This window comes from Amycolatopsis sp. NPDC051061 (assembly GCF_040682935.1).
GTDB lineage: Bacteria > Actinomycetota > Actinomycetes > Mycobacteriales > Pseudonocardiaceae > Amycolatopsis.
On the sequence record NZ_JBFBBZ010000045.1, the window covers coordinates 31,682 to 46,953 of the forward strand.

Here is a 15,272-nt window from a genome sequence, read left to right on the forward strand (position 1 = left end):
CGGTCGACGTGCTCCCCTCAGTGCTCGACGCGGTCGGCGCCACCCCGATGGTGCGGCTCGACCGGCTCTCGGACGACGTCGAGGGAGTCGTGCTGGCGAAGCTGGAGTACCTCAACCCCGGCGGCTCCAAGAAGGATCGGGTCGCGAAGCGGATCATCGAGGACGCCGAGCGAGCCGGCGTGCTGCGGCCCGGCCAGCCCGTGGTCGAGCTGACCAGCGGCAACACCGGCGCCGGGCTCGCCATCGCCTGCGCGGTGACCGGCCATCCGTTCGTGGCGGTACTGTCCCGCGGCAGTTCCGCCGAACGCGCTCGCATGATCGCCGCGCTCGGCGCCGAGGTCGTGCTCGTCGACCAGGCCCCCGGCTCGGTGCCCGGCCGGGTTTCGGGCGCCGACCTGACCCTCGTCGAGGCCGAGGCACGGCGGATCACCGAAACGCGCGGCGCGTTCCGCTCGGACCAGTTCGAGAACCGCGGCAACGTCGACGCCCACCGCACCGGCACCGGCCCGGAGATCTGGGAACAGGCCGGCGGCGAACTGGACGCGTTCGCCGACTTCGTCGGCACCGGGGGCTGCCTGGCCGGCGTCACCCTCGCCCTGAAGGAACGCAACCCGTCCATCCGTTGCTACGCCGTCGAACCCGATGGCGCCGCGGCCCTCGCGGGCGAGGACACCTCCCGGCCGAACCATCCCATCCAGGGCGGCGGTTTCGGCCGGGCCGACCTCACCCACCTGCACGACGTCCCGCTTGACGGCTACCTCCAGGTCACCGGCGACGAGGCCCGGAACACAGCGCGTCTGCTGGCGACCCGCGAAGGCATCTTCGCCGGCTGCTCCGCCGGTGCCAACGTCGCCGCCGCGCTCCGGCTGCTGCGGGGCGACCTCGCCGGCGGCACGGTGGCCGTCGTCATCCCGGACTCCGGCCTGAAGTACCTGTCCACCGACCTGTGGGAGCGGTCGTGACGGCCCTGCGCGAGCGGACCGAGATCACCCCGTACCTGTCTTTGCTCACCACGATGGCGTTGTTCGGCTCGGCCTTCACCAGCTCGAAGGTCGTCGTCGGCGAGCTGCCCCACGACGTCGCGGCGTTCCTGCGGTTCGGCGGCGGCGCCGCGATCCTCCTCGTGCTGCTGTGCCTTCGCCCCGGTTCGGCGCGCTTCTCGTGGCACGACCTGACCCGCGCGGGTGCGGCCGGCCTGGTCGGCGTATTCGCCTACAACTTCTTTTTCTTCTGGGGCCTTTCCCTCGCGCCTTCCCTCGATGGCGTCATCATCGTGCCGGTGCTGAGCCCCGTGCTGACGACGCTGTTCTTTCTCGTGACCAGGCGAGAGCCCGCCTCCACGGCACGCGTCACCGGACTCGCGCTAGCGGTCGGCGGCGCCGTCGTGTTCTTCGCCGGCATCGGCGGAACCGGCGGTTTGAGCGGCTCCCGCCTCGCGGGCGACTTCGCCTATCTCGCCGCGGCCGCGTGCTGGGCCGCCTACAGCATCACGTCCAAGAAAGTGTTGAGCGGCATGGAGCCGTTGCGCGCCACGACGTACGCCACCGGGATCGGTGCGGTGGCGCTGGCCCTGGTGGCCCTTCCCTCGCTTCCCCGTACCGATTGGACGGCGGTCTCGACCGGTACCTGGGCGAACGTCATCTTTCTCGCGATCGGGCCGACCGCCGTCGCGTACCTCTGTTACTACCGCGGGCTGCGCTCGGTCAGCCCGGTCACCGCGACGATCACCATGTTCGCGGTGCCGGTGTTCGGGACCGTCACCTCGGTCTTGTTCCTGGGAGAGTCTTTCACCGCGATCCAGGTCGTCGGCGCCCTGATCACCGTCGCCGGCGCCCTGCTCGCCGTCACCAGCGAAAGAAATGTCCGGACCCACAAGGAGAACCGTTGACCGACAGCGTCCTTCAGCTGCTGCGAGACCGCAAGCACCACGGAAGCACCCCGGGCCACCGCGACGACGACGCGCGGCTCGTGCTCTTGATCGAAGGCGGAAGTTCACGAGGCGCGTACTCGAGCGGGATGACCGTCGCCATCGAACGGCTCGGCCTGCTGCCGGCGTTCGACGCCGTCTACGGCAGCTCCGCGGGAGCGCTCAACGGGGCGTGGCTGCTGTGCGGCCGCGCGGAAAGCACCATGCACGCGTGGTGGGACCCGGCCATCATGGGCGCGACGATCGCCCCGATGCGCGCGCTGCGCGGCCGCCCGGTCGTGGACACCCGCTACCTCGTCCACACCATCTACACCGAAATCATGCCGATGGGGTTCGGGGAAGTCCTCGGCAACGCCGTCGAGTTCCACCCGACCGCGACGGACGCCTTGACCGGCGAAGCCGTCGACCTGCACGACCAAGTCACCGACCAAGCGTCGCTGCAAGCCGCATTGCGGGCGTCGACGGCGATGCCGCTGCTGGCCGGCAAGCCGGTCGAACTCGGCGGACGGACGTACGTCGACGCGGGCGTGAGCGAGGCCGTCCCCATCCGGACGGCTCTGGCGCACCAGGCCACCCACGTCGTGGCCCTGCGCACCAAGCGCCTGGACGAGCCCGTCGTGACCGCTCCTTCGCGCGGAGAGCGCCTGATCGCGTCACGCTGGTTCGCCCGGCACGCTCCCGGCGCCCAGGCGACGTGGCTGCGCCGCGAGGTCATCCGAGCCGAAGAAGAACGGCTTCTGGCCACGCATCCCGCGACACTGCAGATCCGTCCCCCGCTGGGGAGCGCGCGGATCGGCCGCACCGAACGGGATCCGGACCTGCTGCGGGCGGCCGTCGACGCAGGTATCCAGGCAGCGTCGAGTGAGCTCTCCGCCGCCGGTGTCACCACAGACCTCGAGGAGCTGCCGTGGACCTGACGACCCACCGCGTGCGCACCGTCACCTGGGCGGACCGGCTCGAGTTCGCGACGGCAGCCGAGCTGTCCGGTCTAGAATTCCTGCAGGCCATGGCCCGCGGCGAGATTCCTTCCGCGCCGATGATGGACCTGATCGGGATGCGGCTGATCTCTGCCCGCGAAGGCGAAACGGTGTTCCGGCTACTCCCCGGCGAGTTCCACTACAATCCGATGTGGACGGTCCATGGCGGCGTGTACGCGACCATGCTGGACTCGGCGGCCGCCTGCGCCGTTCACACGACACTGCCGGCCGGCGCGAGGTTCAGCACCCTCGACCTGTCGGTCCGGCTCCTCAAAGCCATCCGAGCCGACACGGGAGAGATCACGGCCACCGGCCGGGTGGTGCACGAAAGCCGGAACTTCGCGCTGGCCGAAGCGCGCTTGGAGGACTCCACGGGCAAGCTGCTGGCGACGGCCACAGCAGGTTGTTCCGTCGTCCGTCCGCGCTTGCCGGCAACGGGCGAAACAGGCGTCTGATCGCGCACGACAAACAGCGTCCGGCGTTCAGTGGCTTGCTCCGTCAAGAACCGGACGAGCACTCGCCGGCCGAGCGGAACGCAGGCCGATTCGATGGGCGACCGCCGCGCCCGCTACGCCAGCGTCCACTCTCCGGTCCAGCCCAGCGGCGGGGCGTAGCGCTGAACCCAATACTTGTTGCTGGATGCCACCCACACCACGACCCCCTTGGATCCGTTGGAGCCCTCGTCCACGGCGTAGGCGACGTCGTCGGCGAGCCCGTTGCCGCCCATTTTCTTCCAGCCTCCGGAGTTGGGCCATGCGTGCCAGATCGTGCGGTCGGTGGAGATGCCGAAGCACTCGTCGCTGGTGTGGACCCAGTCGACGACCATGACGTAGGACCCCTGTTTGAACGTGCCGTAGTACCCGTAGCAGGAAACCCTGCCACTGGCGGGTACCGGGGTGAAGCGGTATGACGTGCTGGTGGTCGCGGCCGGCTCCTGCGCGGCCGAACTCGCCTTCGGGGACGCGTTCGCCGCTGCGGGGGAAGCGGAGATGATCACTGCGGCGAACACCATCCCTGCCGCCATTGACCAGCTTCGCGCCGCTCGTGTCGCGAACATCATCCAGTACTCCCGTCGCCGGCTGCACCCGGTCGTTCCGGGCGCACCGAAGACCAACGCCCGGGTCGCTTACCTGGTTGACGGGCAATCGATCGGTTCACCCGAACGGCCGCATGACCAGTCCTGGTGGCCGGTGCGGCGAACGCCATTTCTCCCACGGAGCACGATTGTGTGGTAGGACGGATTCCGGCTTATCAGGGACCGTGAGCACACGATGAGGGGACAAGGCCGATGAGGGAGAATTCCGGGTTCAAACCGCAATGGCCGGCAATGGCAGTGGCCGCGGCAATCGCCGGGTTGGTTCTGATGGAAGCACCCGCGGCCACCGCCGCACCGGCCGGGATTTCCCATGATTTCCTCGTCTACGGCGCGGACGGAAACAGCTACATCACCGGAAGCGTGCTCTTCTCAAACCGTTCAGCCAGCGTCCAGGCGACTTTTCACGCTGCCGGATGCCGACGGTTCTACGCTTACTCACTTGCGGGCACCACTCAGCTGGACGCCAGAAGCACGAGCACTCATTGCAATTCCACTACCGGGGAAGACATCCCTCTCAAAGCTGATGTCCCCGGTGGAGCCAACCACGTCAAAGTCAGCTTGACCGACCAGAACGGACAAAACGCTCGCACAGGAGATATTTACCGCTGAATGGGATCTGCGCCGAGCAGGGCCGTAGCTCTGCCAAGGTGTGCGCGTCGGATTGGGGCTGCCATCGAGAGGGCCGGTGTAGGCCTCGGACCCAGTGGGTGTGGTCATGGCTACTGCGGTGCCGTTCCGTAGATCTTCTTCAGGTCGACTTCGGTGACTCGAGAATGCCTCCGTCGACGGCCTTTTCGACGTAGAAGCGGAGGGATTCGGTGAAGAACGTGGCGACCTACGCGAGCTGTTCCCTCGGGGCCGGTGCGCCGGTAGCTGCGGCCAGCCGGAGGTTGGTCTCGGCGGCACTGCCCGGGACGGCGGTCATGATCACGATCTTCAGCTCGGTGTCGCCGTCTCCCAGCACGTCGCAGTTCACCGCGATCGGTCCCACCGACGGGTGGTGGATCGTCTTCTCGTCCTCGCGGTGACCGGCGACGGAGCCGGTCGCCCACAGCTGCGCGAACCGCCGGTTGCCCGCGGTCAGCTCGCGGATCAGCCCGGCGAGGCGGGCATCGCGCGGGAAGCGCCCGGTGGCGCGGCGCAGGTCGGCTACGACGGCGAGGTCCGTGGTCTCGGCGTCGAGCTCGGTCACGGGCCACTGGGCCAGACAGGCGGGACCCGCGCCCAGCGGGAACCGGTCGCGGGCGAAGTTGCGCAGGCGGGGCTCCGCGGACGAGGGGTCACCCAGCAGCGCGGCCCAGCTGCGGTTCCACCAGACCAGCTGCCAGTCGGCCGCGAACACCGCGACCGCGACGTCGCCGAGCCGGGAGAGCACGCGGTGGACCCCGGGCGGGATGTGGTCGGAGATCGTGCCGTCCGCGGGCGGGGTGAGCCCGGCGAGCCGGTACAGGTGGTCCCGTTCGGGGCCCGAGAGCTGCAACGCACGCGCGAGGGAGGCGACCACCTGCACCGAGGGCGTGGTGGCCCGGCCCTGCTCCAGGCGGACGACGTAGTCGACCGACAAGCCGGCGAGGTCGGCGAGCTCCTCGCGGCGCAGCCCGGCCGCGCGGCGGTTGCGGCCCACCGGCAACGCCGCGGCGGAGGGCGGGAGGCGGTCCCGCCAGGTGCGGATCATCGCGCCCAGCCCGGCCCCGGGTGTCGTGCTCACGTTCCCATCTTCCCCCGGGCACGGCCGCCGGGCACGGGCCGAGGGTAGTACTGCTGTTCCTACCGCCGAGGCATGCCTGGCCGGCCGCGCCCGGCGGGCCGAGGATCGACCGCATGACGATCACCTTCATCACCGGAGCGAACAAGGGTCTCGGCCGCGAGACCGCCCGCCGTCTCGTCCAGGCCGGCCACACCGTGCTGGTCGGCGCCCGCGACCCGGAGGCGGGCGCGAGCGCCGCCGCCGCGGTCGGTGCGCGGTTCGTGCCGATCGACGTGACCGACGACGCGTCCGTTGCCGCCGCGGCCGCCGACGTCACCGCGCACGAGGGCGCGATCGACGTGCTGATCAACAACGCCGGCGTCCACGGCCCGGCCGGCGACCCCTCCGGCCTGACCGGCGCCGACGTCCTGGGCGTCTTCGACGTCAACCTCGCCGGCGTGGTCCGGACGACCACCGCGTTCCTGCCGCTGCTGCAGCGGTCGGCGGACCCCGTGATCATCAACGTCAGCAGCGGGATGGGCTCCCTCGCCCTCACCCACGACCCGTCGCGAGCCGAGTCCAAGGTCGTCGCACCGCTCTACACCGCCTCGAAGGCGGCGCTGACGATGCTGACCACGCAGTACGCGAAAGCGTTTCCCGGCATCCGGATCAACGCCGCGGACCCCGGCTACACGGCGACCGACCTCAACGGCCACCGCGGCCCGCAGACCGTCACCGAGGGCACCGACGCCATCGTCGGCCTGGCCACCGAGAAACCCGGCGCCGGCTCCGGGCGCTTCGTCGCCCGGAGCGGCGAGATCGCCTGGTCCTGAAAGCTTCATCCCGTGTCGACAACACCGACTCGCGGGCCGGGCATACCGCTTGGGCACCAGCGCGTCCGGGCCGCCTCGGTACCCGGTTGCGCTGCCGGCCAGCTTGCGGCGGACCGCGTGTCGAAGCTTGGCGTCTCAAAGGCCGCCTACGGCATGCTGGCGGTCATTGAAGAGTTCGGGCCTCCGAGCCAGGCCGACCTGGGACGCCGGCTCGGAATGGACAGGAGGAGCGTCTCCGAGGAAGCGGCCAGGCTCGAGCATGGCGGGTTTGTGAGTCGCGGACGGGCTCACGCAGGCAGATGCGCCACGTACGGGGCACCGTCCCAAGGCTGGTCGGTGAAGAAGCGAACGGTCAGGTCGGCGACGTCGGCGGCGCGTTCCAGGACGACCCAGTGGTCGGAGTCCTTGATGGTGGCGAAGCGGCTGCCCCGGATCGTGGCCGCGAAGGCGCGTTGCCGTTCCGGGGCGGTGATGGAGTCGTGCTCGCCGGTGAACACCAGGGCCGGCACCCCGGACAGGCCGCCGTCGAAGGACGGGCTGCTGATCAGCGACCGCTGCAGGTACTCCAGCACGTCGGGCACGTGGACGGCCACGTGGAGCATCGAGCGCTTGACGTAGCGGTACACCAAAGAACGACGGGGAATGTGGCGGTCCTCGTCGAGGCACAGCTGCATCCGCGCGGCCACCGCGGCGAAGTTCTCGGTATCGCCCTGCGCGAGGTGACCGGCCGCCAGCCGCAACGACTCCCGCTGGGCGGAGCCGGTGTGCGAGACCACGCCGCCAAGCATCAGCCGCGCGATGCGGTGCGGATGTCGCTGCGCGCAGCCGAAGGCCAGTTCCGCGCCGTAGGAGTAGCCGAACAGGTTGACCCTCGGCGCGCCGAGGTCGTCGAGGATCCGGTCGACCGCGGCGCCCGCGAACTCCGTTCCGGCCCCGGGCGGCAGGGAATCGGACGCGCCCACGCCGGGCAGGTCCGCCGTCACGAAGTCCGCCACCGGGGCGATCCGGTCCTCCATGTGCGGCCAGCCCCGGCTGCCCTGGAACCCGCCACCGAGCACGATCACCGGTTCCGCCCGCGGGCCGGGGTGCCGGAGGAGCCGGTAGCTGAACCGCGTTCCGCCGAGCGCCAGCGGGCGGACCACTTCCTCGCGCATGATCTCCTTCTGCTCCGGGACCGGGCTCAGCAGCTCTTCGTGAGGACAAGGGCGGCGTTGTGGCCGCCGAAGCCCATCGACGTCTTCACCGCGCACTCGAACGCGGCCGACCGGGCTTCCTTCGCGACGACGTCGACCGGGATCCGGATGTCCCGGGTCCGGAAGTTGCCTGTGGGAGGCACCAGCTGCCGCTCGAGGGCCAGCACGGTGAGCGCGGTTTCGATGCCGCCGGCCGCGCCGAGCGCGTGCCCGGTCATCGCCTTGGTCGAGGTGACCAACGGCCGGTCGCCGAGCACCCGGTGCAGCACGGTGGCCTCGATCAGGTCGTTCATCACGGTGGACGTGCCGTGGGCGTTGACGTGGCCCACCTCGGCCGTCGCCACGCCCGCGTCGGCCAGTGCGGTCCGCAGCGCCCGCTCGATCCCCGCGCCTTCGGGATCCGGCGCCACGGCCGCGTACGCGTCGCTGGACGCGCCGTAACCCGCGATACCCGCCCGGATCCGCGCTCCGCGCGCCGCGGCGTGCTCGGGCCGCTCCAGAACGACGAGACCGGCGCCCTCCCCCACCACGAACCCGTCGCGGTCGGCGTCGAACGGGCGGCACGCCGTCGACGGATCGTCCCGGCGGGTGGACACTGCCCGCATCTGACAGGCGCTGGCGATCAGCAACCGGGAGCACACGGATTCGGCGCCGCCGGCGATGACGATGTCGCACGCTCCGGCGCGCAGCAGCTGCAGCGCGGTCCCGATCGCGACGGTGCCCGACGAACACGCGGTGGAGACGCTCAGGCTCGGTCCGCGGGCGCCGAGGTCCATGCACACGCTGCTGGCGGCGCTGTTCACCGTGGTCATGGGCGCGAGTTTCGGCGAGACCCGCCGGACGCCCTTCTCCGCGAGGACGGCGCTTTGCCGGTCGTAGAACGGAAGGCCGCCGTGTGCGGACCCGATGACGACCGCGACCCGGTCCGTTTCCCACACCGAGGTGTCGAGACCTGCGTCGGCTACCGCCTCCCGGGCCGCGATCACGGCGAGCTGGGAGAACCGGTCCATCATCCGCAGTGCCGGCACCCCCAGCACGCTTTCGGTGTCGAGATCGTCGACGGTGTACATGAAATCGCAGGACAACCCCTGCAGTTCCGCCCGATGGCGGACTCCCGGGGCGGCTCCGGACCCGGTCACTCCCCGCCACGCCGCGCCGGCACCGACGCCCGCCGCGGTGACCAGGCCCAGACCGGTCACCGCCGCTGCCGGACGCGCCGTCACCGCGCGGTCTTCTCGTCGACGGCCGTCGCCAGCTGCCCCACGGTCTCCCGGGAGGTCAGCTGGACGTCTTCGAGGTCGATGTCCAGGCGTTCCTCGAGCAGGACGCGCAATTCCTCCAGGGCCAGCGAATCCATCCCCAGGTCGTGCAGCGACGCTTCGAACCGCACCTCCTCCGGTTCGATGCCGAAGTTGCGGTGCAAAAGCGTGGTGATCTCTTCGGTGACGGTCACTCTGCTGTCGACTCCCATTCCGTTTCCGCACGACCGCCGATTCGCGGTGGCTCAATGGCCTCGGACGCGCCGTCGTCGAGGTCCTCAAGGCAGCGTTCTACGCCGCGCGGAAGCAAAAATTACTGCGGTGCCGGGTCAGCTTTCCACCTCATGACACCATCGAATGAACACCGCGAGCCCCCGACCACGGGGCATTGACTCGTTCGTGGCAGCACGGACAGGGACCGGTAAAATACGCGGTTTCGCTGGCGTCGAGCGAGAGCCGGCCGGTTCGTGACGAACCGGCCGGGCCTCGGCGGTTCACCTCGGGGACGCGGTGGGATACGACTTCAGGAACCCCACCCGGCCGGCCTCACAAGCTCTTCCAGCTCCTTTTGGTCAGCTCTTCCGGACGATCCGGGATGTCGATCACGACTTCGGGCTTGGCCAGCGGCGCGACCTGCGCCCCGATCGCCGCGGCGAAGCGGGCGCCGAAGTCTCCCCCTGGTCGTCTCGAATGCGATCCGCGCCGGTCCACATCCACATCTGGGCCGGCCGGCGCCGTCAGCATCGCCAGCAACCGATGTTGTTCGCAGCTACCACGTTCACGTCGGGGCAAGAACGGCAAGCTGTTCGTCCAGGACATCACCCCGGACCCCCTCCGCTGAAGACGCCGCCGACGTGCGAAGAAGGCGGCGCGGCTGCTGCGGCATCCTTCCACTTCCGGAGCGTGACAAGTTACAGATTCTGAAACCTGTTACGCTGCGGCGTGCAGACACGCAACCTCGGACCCGTGGCCACCTCCTCCATCGGCCTCGGTGCCGCCGGGCTCACCGACACCGCTCTCTCCCTCGATACCGTTCGCGCCGCCGTCGATGCCGGGGTCGTCCTGCTCGACACCGCCGACTTCTACGACGCCGGCCTCAACGAGCAGCTGATCGCCCGTGCCCTGCGCCCGAGGGACCGCGATCGGGTCCAGCTGAGCGTGAAGTTCGGCGCGCTGCGCGATCCCGGCGGGCGGTTTGTCGGCCTCGAAGGCCGGCCCGCGCACGTGCGGAACTTCCTGGCCTACTCACTTCAGCGGCTGGGCACCGACCACGTGGACATCTACCGGCCCGCGCGGCTCGACCCCGCCGTGCCGATCGAGGACACCGTCGGGGCGATCGCCGACCTCGTCCAGGCCGGGTACGTGCGACACATCGGGCTGTCCGAGGTCGGGCCGGACACGATCCGGCGGGCCCACGCGGTCCACCCGATCTCGGACGTGCAGATCGAATACTCGTTGTTCAGCCGCGGCCCGGAGCGGGCGATCCTGGAGCTCTGCCGCGAGCTGGGCGTCGGCGTGACCGCCTACGGGGTGCTCGCGCACGGGCTGCTGACGGGTGTCCACCGCGCAGACGCCCCGGCACCCGGGCACCTGCCCCAGCTGCAGCCCGGCAACGTGGAACACAATCTCACGCTGGTCGAGCGGCTGCGCCGCGTCGCCGATGGGCTCGGGGTGACCGTGGCCCAGCTGGCGATCGCCTGGGTACTGGCCCGAGGACCGCACATCGTGGCGCTGGTCGGTGCGAGCAAACCGAGCCGCATCCCGGAAGTCGTGGGCTCCGCCGAGCTGACGCTCACCCCGGAGACCCTCGCGGCGATCGACGAAGCCGTCCCGGACGGCTCGGCGGCGGGTGAGCGCTACGCGGCTCCGCTCATGGCCATGCTGGACAGTGAACGCCGATGACCGACAGACCGAAACCGGCACTGGACAGGGAAACGATCCTCGCCGCCACCGAAGAGGTCCTGCGCCGCCACGGCGCGGGCAAAGCCGGCGTGGTCGACGTCGCGCGAGCGCTCGGTGTCAGCCATGCCGCCGTGTATCGCTACTTCACCTCCAAGACAGCTCTGCGCGACGCCGTGGCGCGACGCTTCCTCAACCGCTCCCGCGCCGAACTGGTCGCGATCGCGGATGGTCCCGGTCCGGCTCCGGAACGGCTGAAAGCGTGGCTGTGGCACGTCTTCACCACCAAACGCGCCGCGGTAACCGCAGACCCCGAACTGTTCGAAACCTACCGCACCCTGCTCGGCGAAGAGGCCACCGCCGCCGGTGAGCACGTCACGGACCTCCTGTCCCAGCTGACCCGGATCGTAGCCGGTTTCGGCGTCCCGCAGCCCGAACGGACAGCGTGGGCGGTATTCGACGCCACGACCTCGTTCCACCACCCCGCGCACTCCGCCGAATGGTCCGCGCCGGACGCCGAGGAACGGTTCACGCGCGTCTGCGGTCTCGTACTGGCCGCGTTGACCCGCGAAACCGGCACCACGGCTCCGCCCCTTTGACGGACGGATCAAGACGAGCGGCCCGGGTTCTGCGGACGCAAGCCAGAAGAGAGCCGTGCCGAAACACGCTGGAACTACCGGCCCGACGACCCCCGGGCGACGAACCTCGCCAAAGCCGTCCGGGCCTGCCTCGGCTGACGCGACTCCCGGAGACGCGTGCCCTCCCTGTGGTGGGCACGCGTCACGGAGCGCCGTTCTCCTCGGCTGCACGGCACTCACCGGCGTCGACGTCCGGACCACCCTCAGCAGGTGAAGCGACCGAGCCGGAGCTGCCCGGTTCGACCGAGCGGCGAATTCCACCGGACACCGGTGAAACTGTCGCTCGAAACGAGCTCATCGCCTGGAACTGCTCGCACGATCCCGCGGCCCGCGCCGTGAGCGGAAGCTCCACCAGGACCTGCTGCGCTGCTCCGACCTGCGGCGGTGAGCCACGGGCAGTACCTGAACCAGCGCGACGCGACGGCCCGCTTTCCCGGAGGCGTCCCTGGAGGCGGCCCGGTCTGGCTGAGAAAACGCGGCGACCGGGTGAGTGCGCCGACCACGCTGTCGGCACTGCGGCTGGGGGTTCGCCGCGGCGCGCGGCGACCGGGTTACTGGGGCCGGCTACGGCGCGTCGGCCGCGCTGCTGATGATGGGTGCCATCGGCCTTCCGTCGCCGGCGCTCCTGCCCGGCGTGCACTTTTACGACCTGCCTGAAAGGCTGGCCTTCTTCATGTTCGCCGGGCTGATGTTCGATCAGCATGGTCCGATTCAATCCGAGCCGATCCTCCCCTGTGATGGCGATGGCGCACCGGACGAAACTCGCCTATCACGGACACTCGACTGCGACGAGGGCCACCGGGCAGGCAGATCTATGCGGTCGCCGGCCCGGTCCACTGCTGGTTGGCCCCGCCGTTGCAGGTCCAGATGATCACGGTGGTCCCATTGGCGGTCGCCGCGCCGTTCACGTCCAGGCAGAGTCCTGACTGCCCGTTCGTGATGGTGCCGTTGGCGTTCGACGTCCACTTCTGGCCATTCCCGCCGCCGCAGTTCGCGATCACCGCCGCGGTACCGGCGGCGGTCCCGCCGCCCGCGGTGTCCAGGCACCGCTGCGAGTCACCGGAATAGACGGTCAGCGCCCCCGCGCTCGTGCGGGTCCACTGCTGGTTCGTCCCGCTGTGACAGTCCCAGATCTGCAGGGAAGTGCCGGCCGTGGTCGACGAGCTGGGCACGTCCAGGCACCGGTTCGCCGCCACGGCGCGCAGCGCGCCGTCACCGCCGCTCCCGCCGCCACCACCGTTGAGCACGTCGAGGACGGCGGTGTAGGCCTGCTTCTTGCCGTAGTTGCCGTCGAACAGCAACGGCGTGTCGCCCGACCGCCACGAGTACTTGTCCGTGACACCCCAGACGGTGATGCCGGTGCAGCGGGACACCGCCATGCACGCCTGGGTGACCTGCCGGTACACGTTCGCCTGTCCGGAGCCCGAGCCGCCGACGTCCAGTTCGGTGATCTGCACGTCGACACCGAGGTCGGCGAAACGCTGCAGGTTCGCCTGATAACTGCTGAGGTTGGAGTTCGAGCCGAGGTGACTCTGGAAGCCCACGCAGTCGATCGGCACACCGCGGCTCTTGAAGTCCCGCACCATGTTGTAGATCCCGGTGCTCTTCGAGTTGACGCCGTCGGTGTTGTAGTCGTTGTAGCAGAGCTTGGCGTTGGGGTCGGCCGTGCGGGCGGCGCGGAACGCGTCTTCGATGTAGCCGTCACCGAGCTTCTGCTGGAAGACCGACTGCCGGCGGGTGCCGTTCTCCTCGAACGCCTCGTTGACGACGTCCCACGCGTAGAGCTGGCCCTTCCAGTGGCCGGCCACCTGGCTGATGTGGTTCTGCATCGCGGCACGCAGGTTGCTCGCGTCCAGCCCGCTCACCCACCCGGCCAGCTGCCCGTGCCACACCAGCGTGTGCCCGCGGATCTTCATGCCCCGGCTCCGGGCCGGGCTGACGATCTGGTCCGCGGGCCCGAAGGCGAACTGGTTCCGGTTCGGCTCGACCGTGGCCCACTTCATCTCGTTTTCCGGGGTGACGCCGTTGTACTCCGACGTCCACGTGTTCACGTAGGCCGACTCGCCGAGGTGGCTCGCGGAGATCGCGGCGCCCAGGTACCTTCCGCTCTGCGCCGCCGCGGCCCCGAGAGTGCTCGCCGCCCCGGCGGCACCGGGGAAGAGCACCAGGGCGCTCGCCGTCAGACCGGCGGTCGCCGTGGCGGCGACCGCGGTCCGGAGGCACCGCCACCGGGATGGGCTGGTGGTCATGACAACCTCGTTCCGTCGTTGAGGGGGGTCATCGCCGGGGTGCTCAACCCAGCGTCCATTGCTGGTTGCTGCCGCCGTTGCAGGTCCACAGCTCCACCAGCGCGCCGTTGGCCGTGGACGCGCCGGTCACGTCCAGGCACAGGCCGGACTGCCCACCGGTGACCGTTCCGTTGGAGTTGACGGTCCACTGCTGGTTGGCCTGGCCGTTGCAGGACCAGGTCACCACCTTCGTCCCGGCACCGGTCCCGTTGCCCGAGGCGTCCAGGCAGAGCGTCGTCCCGCCGACGGTGGCCGTCAGCTGGTTCGACGAGGTGCGTGTCCACGCCTGGTTCGCCTGGCCGCTGCAGCCGTAGATCTGCAGCTGGGTGCCGGCCGTCGTGGTGGAACCCGGCACGTCGAGGCACTTGCCGGCGCCCACCGCGTGCAGTGGCCCGGTGCTCGTGCCGCTGCCACCGCTGCCGTAGGCGGCCGCGGTGATGTTGGCCTGCACGGCGTTCTCGGTGGCGTCCGACGGGTAGCCGGAAGTCATCACGCCTTCGTAGAAGGTGCCCGCGGAACCGATGCTGTTGTCACCACCGGTGCCGAGGATGATCGCCCCTTCCTTCCGCATCGGGTGGTACCCGGACACGTTGGGGCGTGGGCCGTTGTAGAAGGTGGACAGGCCACCGGACTGCGCGTTGCCCCCGCGGATGGACCAGTGGTTGGACTCGCCCTTGAGGATCGCGGTCAGGTAGCGGTGGTTGATGGTGGGGTCGTTGGCGTTGTAGCCGGCGTTGACACCGGAGTAGAGGCCGTTCTCGAGGTCGGACATGACCCACGGGCCAGGTCCGGCGCCGTAACCCCAGACCTTGATGTTGCCGAAGTAGATGGCCTCCATCGTGCCGTTGCCGTTGTCCCGGCTGTTGCGTTCGGCGTTGCCGTAGTCGAAGCAGCAGCCGCCGTTGTAGTGCGTGCCGTCGAAGATCGCGTACATGCCCTCCGGCTGGTCGCCGGTCGCCGTGCCGGTGGCGTTGTTGTTCCGGTACCCGGTGCCGGGAGCCACGAACACGCCGTAGGCCCGCTGGCCGCCGAGGGTGATCGGGGCGGCGGCCGCGTTGGCCAGGTTGTCGTACCCGCCGGCCGCCGGGCCGGGGAACCCGCCGGGAGGGGCCTGGGTGAGGTGGTTGTTCCGGCCGGACTGGTCGTAGATGACGGTGATGAGGCAGGTGGTGCCGGCGCAGAACGAATCCTGGGCCGCGGCGTTCGCGACGCCGCCCGCGCTCAGGAGGCCGATGTCCCTGGTGGTGTTGTCGGAGGCTCGCCGGACTTGGTAGAGCGAGCCGTTGTAGGCGCCGTACAACGCCCGGGTAGTGGAATGCGCGGCCACGCACGACGTACCTCCGGCGGCGTAGAGGTCGCACGGCCCTTGCGTGGCGGCCTGTGCCGGCGCGGCCGGGCCGGCCAGCGCGCCCGCGGCGAGCGCCACCGCCGCACCTGTGGTCCGAAGCAGCCTTCTCCATCGTGAGGTCATGAGC

16 protein-coding genes and 1 pseudogene are annotated in these 15,272 nt (G+C 70.0%); 9 read left to right on the forward strand and 8 right to left on the reverse strand.

Translation table 11 applies throughout. From position 1 onward, the window contains the following. Positions 1-8 precede the first annotated feature (8 nt). Genes AB0N03_RS40740 through AB0N03_RS40755 form a run of 4 tightly spaced genes read left to right on the forward strand, consistent with a single transcriptional unit; the run spans position 9 to position 3,359 of the window. Positions 9-962 carry a cysteine synthase family protein gene (locus AB0N03_RS40740; RefSeq protein ID WP_364384114.1) on the forward strand — a complete coding sequence of 318 codons (954 nt, stop codon included), beginning with the start codon at positions 9-11 and terminating at the stop codon, positions 960-962. Then, positions 959-1,888, forward strand: coding sequence for a DMT family transporter (locus AB0N03_RS40745; protein WP_364384117.1), 930 nt, complete (start codon positions 959-961; stop codon positions 1,886-1,888). The genes AB0N03_RS40740 and AB0N03_RS40745 overlap by 4 nt, the downstream gene beginning before the upstream one ends. Beyond that, a complete protein-coding gene (locus AB0N03_RS40750) occupies positions 1,885-2,844 on the forward strand; it encodes a patatin family protein (RefSeq protein WP_364384120.1) in 960 nt (319 codons plus the stop codon). The genes AB0N03_RS40745 and AB0N03_RS40750 overlap by 4 nt, the downstream gene beginning before the upstream one ends. Beyond that, positions 2,835-3,359, forward strand: coding sequence for a PaaI family thioesterase (locus tag AB0N03_RS40755; RefSeq protein WP_364384123.1), 525 nt, complete (start codon positions 2,835-2,837; stop codon positions 3,357-3,359). Before AB0N03_RS40750 ends, AB0N03_RS40755 begins: the two co-directional genes overlap by 10 nt. Before the next feature lie 113 nt (positions 3,360-3,472). Here the strand turns inward: AB0N03_RS40755 and AB0N03_RS40760 are convergent, their stop codons facing one another. After that, positions 3,473-3,916 (reverse strand): hypothetical protein, encoded by a 444-nt coding sequence (locus tag AB0N03_RS40760; protein ID WP_364384126.1) that lies wholly within the window; start codon positions 3,914-3,916, stop codon positions 3,473-3,475. A 276-nt stretch (positions 3,917-4,192) separates the two neighbouring features. On the opposite strand from AB0N03_RS40760, the gene AB0N03_RS40765 reads away from it, so the two are divergent. Beyond that, positions 4,193-4,609, forward strand: a complete 417-nt coding sequence (locus tag AB0N03_RS40765; RefSeq protein ID WP_364384129.1) for a hypothetical protein — start codon at positions 4,193-4,195, stop codon at positions 4,607-4,609. A gap of 226 nt (positions 4,610-4,835) precedes the next feature. On the opposite strand, the gene AB0N03_RS40770 is transcribed toward AB0N03_RS40765, so the two are convergent. Then, on the reverse strand, positions 4,836-5,708 hold the full coding sequence (locus tag AB0N03_RS40770) for a helix-turn-helix transcriptional regulator (RefSeq protein WP_364384132.1): 873 nt from the start codon (positions 5,706-5,708) through the stop codon (positions 4,836-4,838). Between the two features lie 113 nt (positions 5,709-5,821). Between AB0N03_RS40770 and AB0N03_RS40775 the strand changes: the two genes are divergently transcribed. After that, a complete protein-coding gene (locus AB0N03_RS40775) occupies positions 5,822-6,520 on the forward strand; it encodes an SDR family NAD(P)-dependent oxidoreductase (RefSeq protein ID WP_364384135.1) in 699 nt (232 codons plus the stop codon). A gap of 117 nt (positions 6,521-6,637) precedes the next feature. Beyond that, positions 6,638-6,793: pseudogene (locus AB0N03_RS40780) on the forward strand (MarR family transcriptional regulator); the annotation flags it as partial. 14 nt (positions 6,794-6,807) lie between these two features. Here the strand turns inward: AB0N03_RS40780 and AB0N03_RS40785 are convergent. From AB0N03_RS40785 to AB0N03_RS40800, 4 genes are all read right to left on the reverse strand, one after another. After that, positions 6,808-7,674, reverse strand: coding sequence for an alpha/beta fold hydrolase (locus AB0N03_RS40785; protein WP_364384137.1), 867 nt, complete (start codon positions 7,672-7,674; stop codon positions 6,808-6,810). 26 nt (positions 7,675-7,700) lie between these two features. Further along, entirely contained in the window at positions 7,701-8,936 is a 1,236-nt protein-coding gene (locus AB0N03_RS40790; protein ID WP_364384140.1) for a beta-ketoacyl-[acyl-carrier-protein] synthase family protein, read from the reverse strand. Further along, complete coding sequence (locus AB0N03_RS40795) at positions 8,933-9,166, reverse strand: phosphopantetheine-binding protein (RefSeq protein WP_364384143.1); 234 nt, start codon at positions 9,164-9,166, stop codon at positions 8,933-8,935. Before AB0N03_RS40795 ends, AB0N03_RS40790 begins: the two co-directional genes overlap by 4 nt. 352 nt (positions 9,167-9,518) lie before the next feature. Continuing rightward, complete coding sequence (locus tag AB0N03_RS40800; RefSeq protein ID WP_364384145.1) at positions 9,519-9,791, reverse strand: hypothetical protein; 273 nt, start codon at positions 9,789-9,791, stop codon at positions 9,519-9,521. Positions 9,792-9,938: 147 nt separating this feature from the next. On the opposite strand from AB0N03_RS40800, the gene AB0N03_RS40805 reads away from it, so the two are divergent. Together AB0N03_RS40805 and AB0N03_RS40810 are read left to right on the forward strand one after the other, a co-directional pair. Continuing rightward, a complete protein-coding gene (locus tag AB0N03_RS40805; protein ID WP_364384148.1) occupies positions 9,939-10,874 on the forward strand; it encodes an aldo/keto reductase in 936 nt (311 codons plus the stop codon). Continuing rightward, positions 10,871-11,470 carry a TetR family transcriptional regulator gene (locus tag AB0N03_RS40810; RefSeq protein WP_364384151.1) on the forward strand — a complete coding sequence of 200 codons (600 nt, stop codon included), beginning with the start codon at positions 10,871-10,873 and terminating at the stop codon, positions 11,468-11,470. Before AB0N03_RS40805 ends, AB0N03_RS40810 begins: the two co-directional genes overlap by 4 nt. Positions 11,471-12,321: 851 nt before the next feature. Here the strand turns inward: AB0N03_RS40810 and AB0N03_RS40815 are convergent. Continuing rightward, the gene (locus tag AB0N03_RS40815; protein WP_364384153.1) at positions 12,322-13,758 is read right to left on the reverse strand and encodes an endo-1,4-beta-xylanase; all 1,437 of its coding nucleotides are present in this window, start codon (positions 13,756-13,758) and stop codon (positions 12,322-12,324) included. Positions 13,759-13,801: 43 nt separating this feature from the next. Further along, positions 13,802-15,268 carry an arabinofuranosidase catalytic domain-containing protein gene (locus tag AB0N03_RS40820; RefSeq protein ID WP_364384156.1) on the reverse strand — a complete coding sequence of 489 codons (1,467 nt, stop codon included), beginning with the start codon at positions 15,266-15,268 and terminating at the stop codon, positions 13,802-13,804. Positions 15,269-15,272: the final 4 nt, after the last annotated feature.

What these genes read in the sequence shown, in the direction of transcription:
- AB0N03_RS40785 (WP_364384137.1), bottom strand. Translation starts at nt 7,674, where the DNA reads ATGCGCGAGGAAGTGGTCCGCCCGCTGGCGCTCGGCGGAACGCGGTTC.
- AB0N03_RS40775 (WP_364384135.1), top strand. Translation starts at nt 5,822, where the DNA reads ATGACGATCACCTTCATCACCGGAGCGAACAAGGGTCTCGGCCGCGAG.
- AB0N03_RS40815 (WP_364384153.1), bottom strand. Translation starts at nt 13,758, where the DNA reads ATGACCACCAGCCCATCCCGGTGGCGGTGCCTCCGGACCGCGGTCGCC.
- AB0N03_RS40800 (WP_364384145.1), bottom strand. Translation starts at nt 9,791, where the DNA reads ATGTCCTGGACGAACAGCTTGCCGTTCTTGCCCCGACGTGAACGTGGT.
- AB0N03_RS40810 (WP_364384151.1), top strand. Translation starts at nt 10,871, where the DNA reads ATGACCGACAGACCGAAACCGGCACTGGACAGGGAAACGATCCTCGCC.
- AB0N03_RS40760 (WP_364384126.1), bottom strand. Translation starts at nt 3,916, where the DNA reads ATGGTGTTCGCCGCAGTGATCATCTCCGCTTCCCCCGCAGCGGCGAAC.
- AB0N03_RS40765 (WP_364384129.1), top strand. Translation starts at nt 4,193, where the DNA reads ATGAGGGAGAATTCCGGGTTCAAACCGCAATGGCCGGCAATGGCAGTG.
- AB0N03_RS40820 (WP_364384156.1), bottom strand. Translation starts at nt 15,268, where the DNA reads ATGACCTCACGATGGAGAAGGCTGCTTCGGACCACAGGTGCGGCGGTG.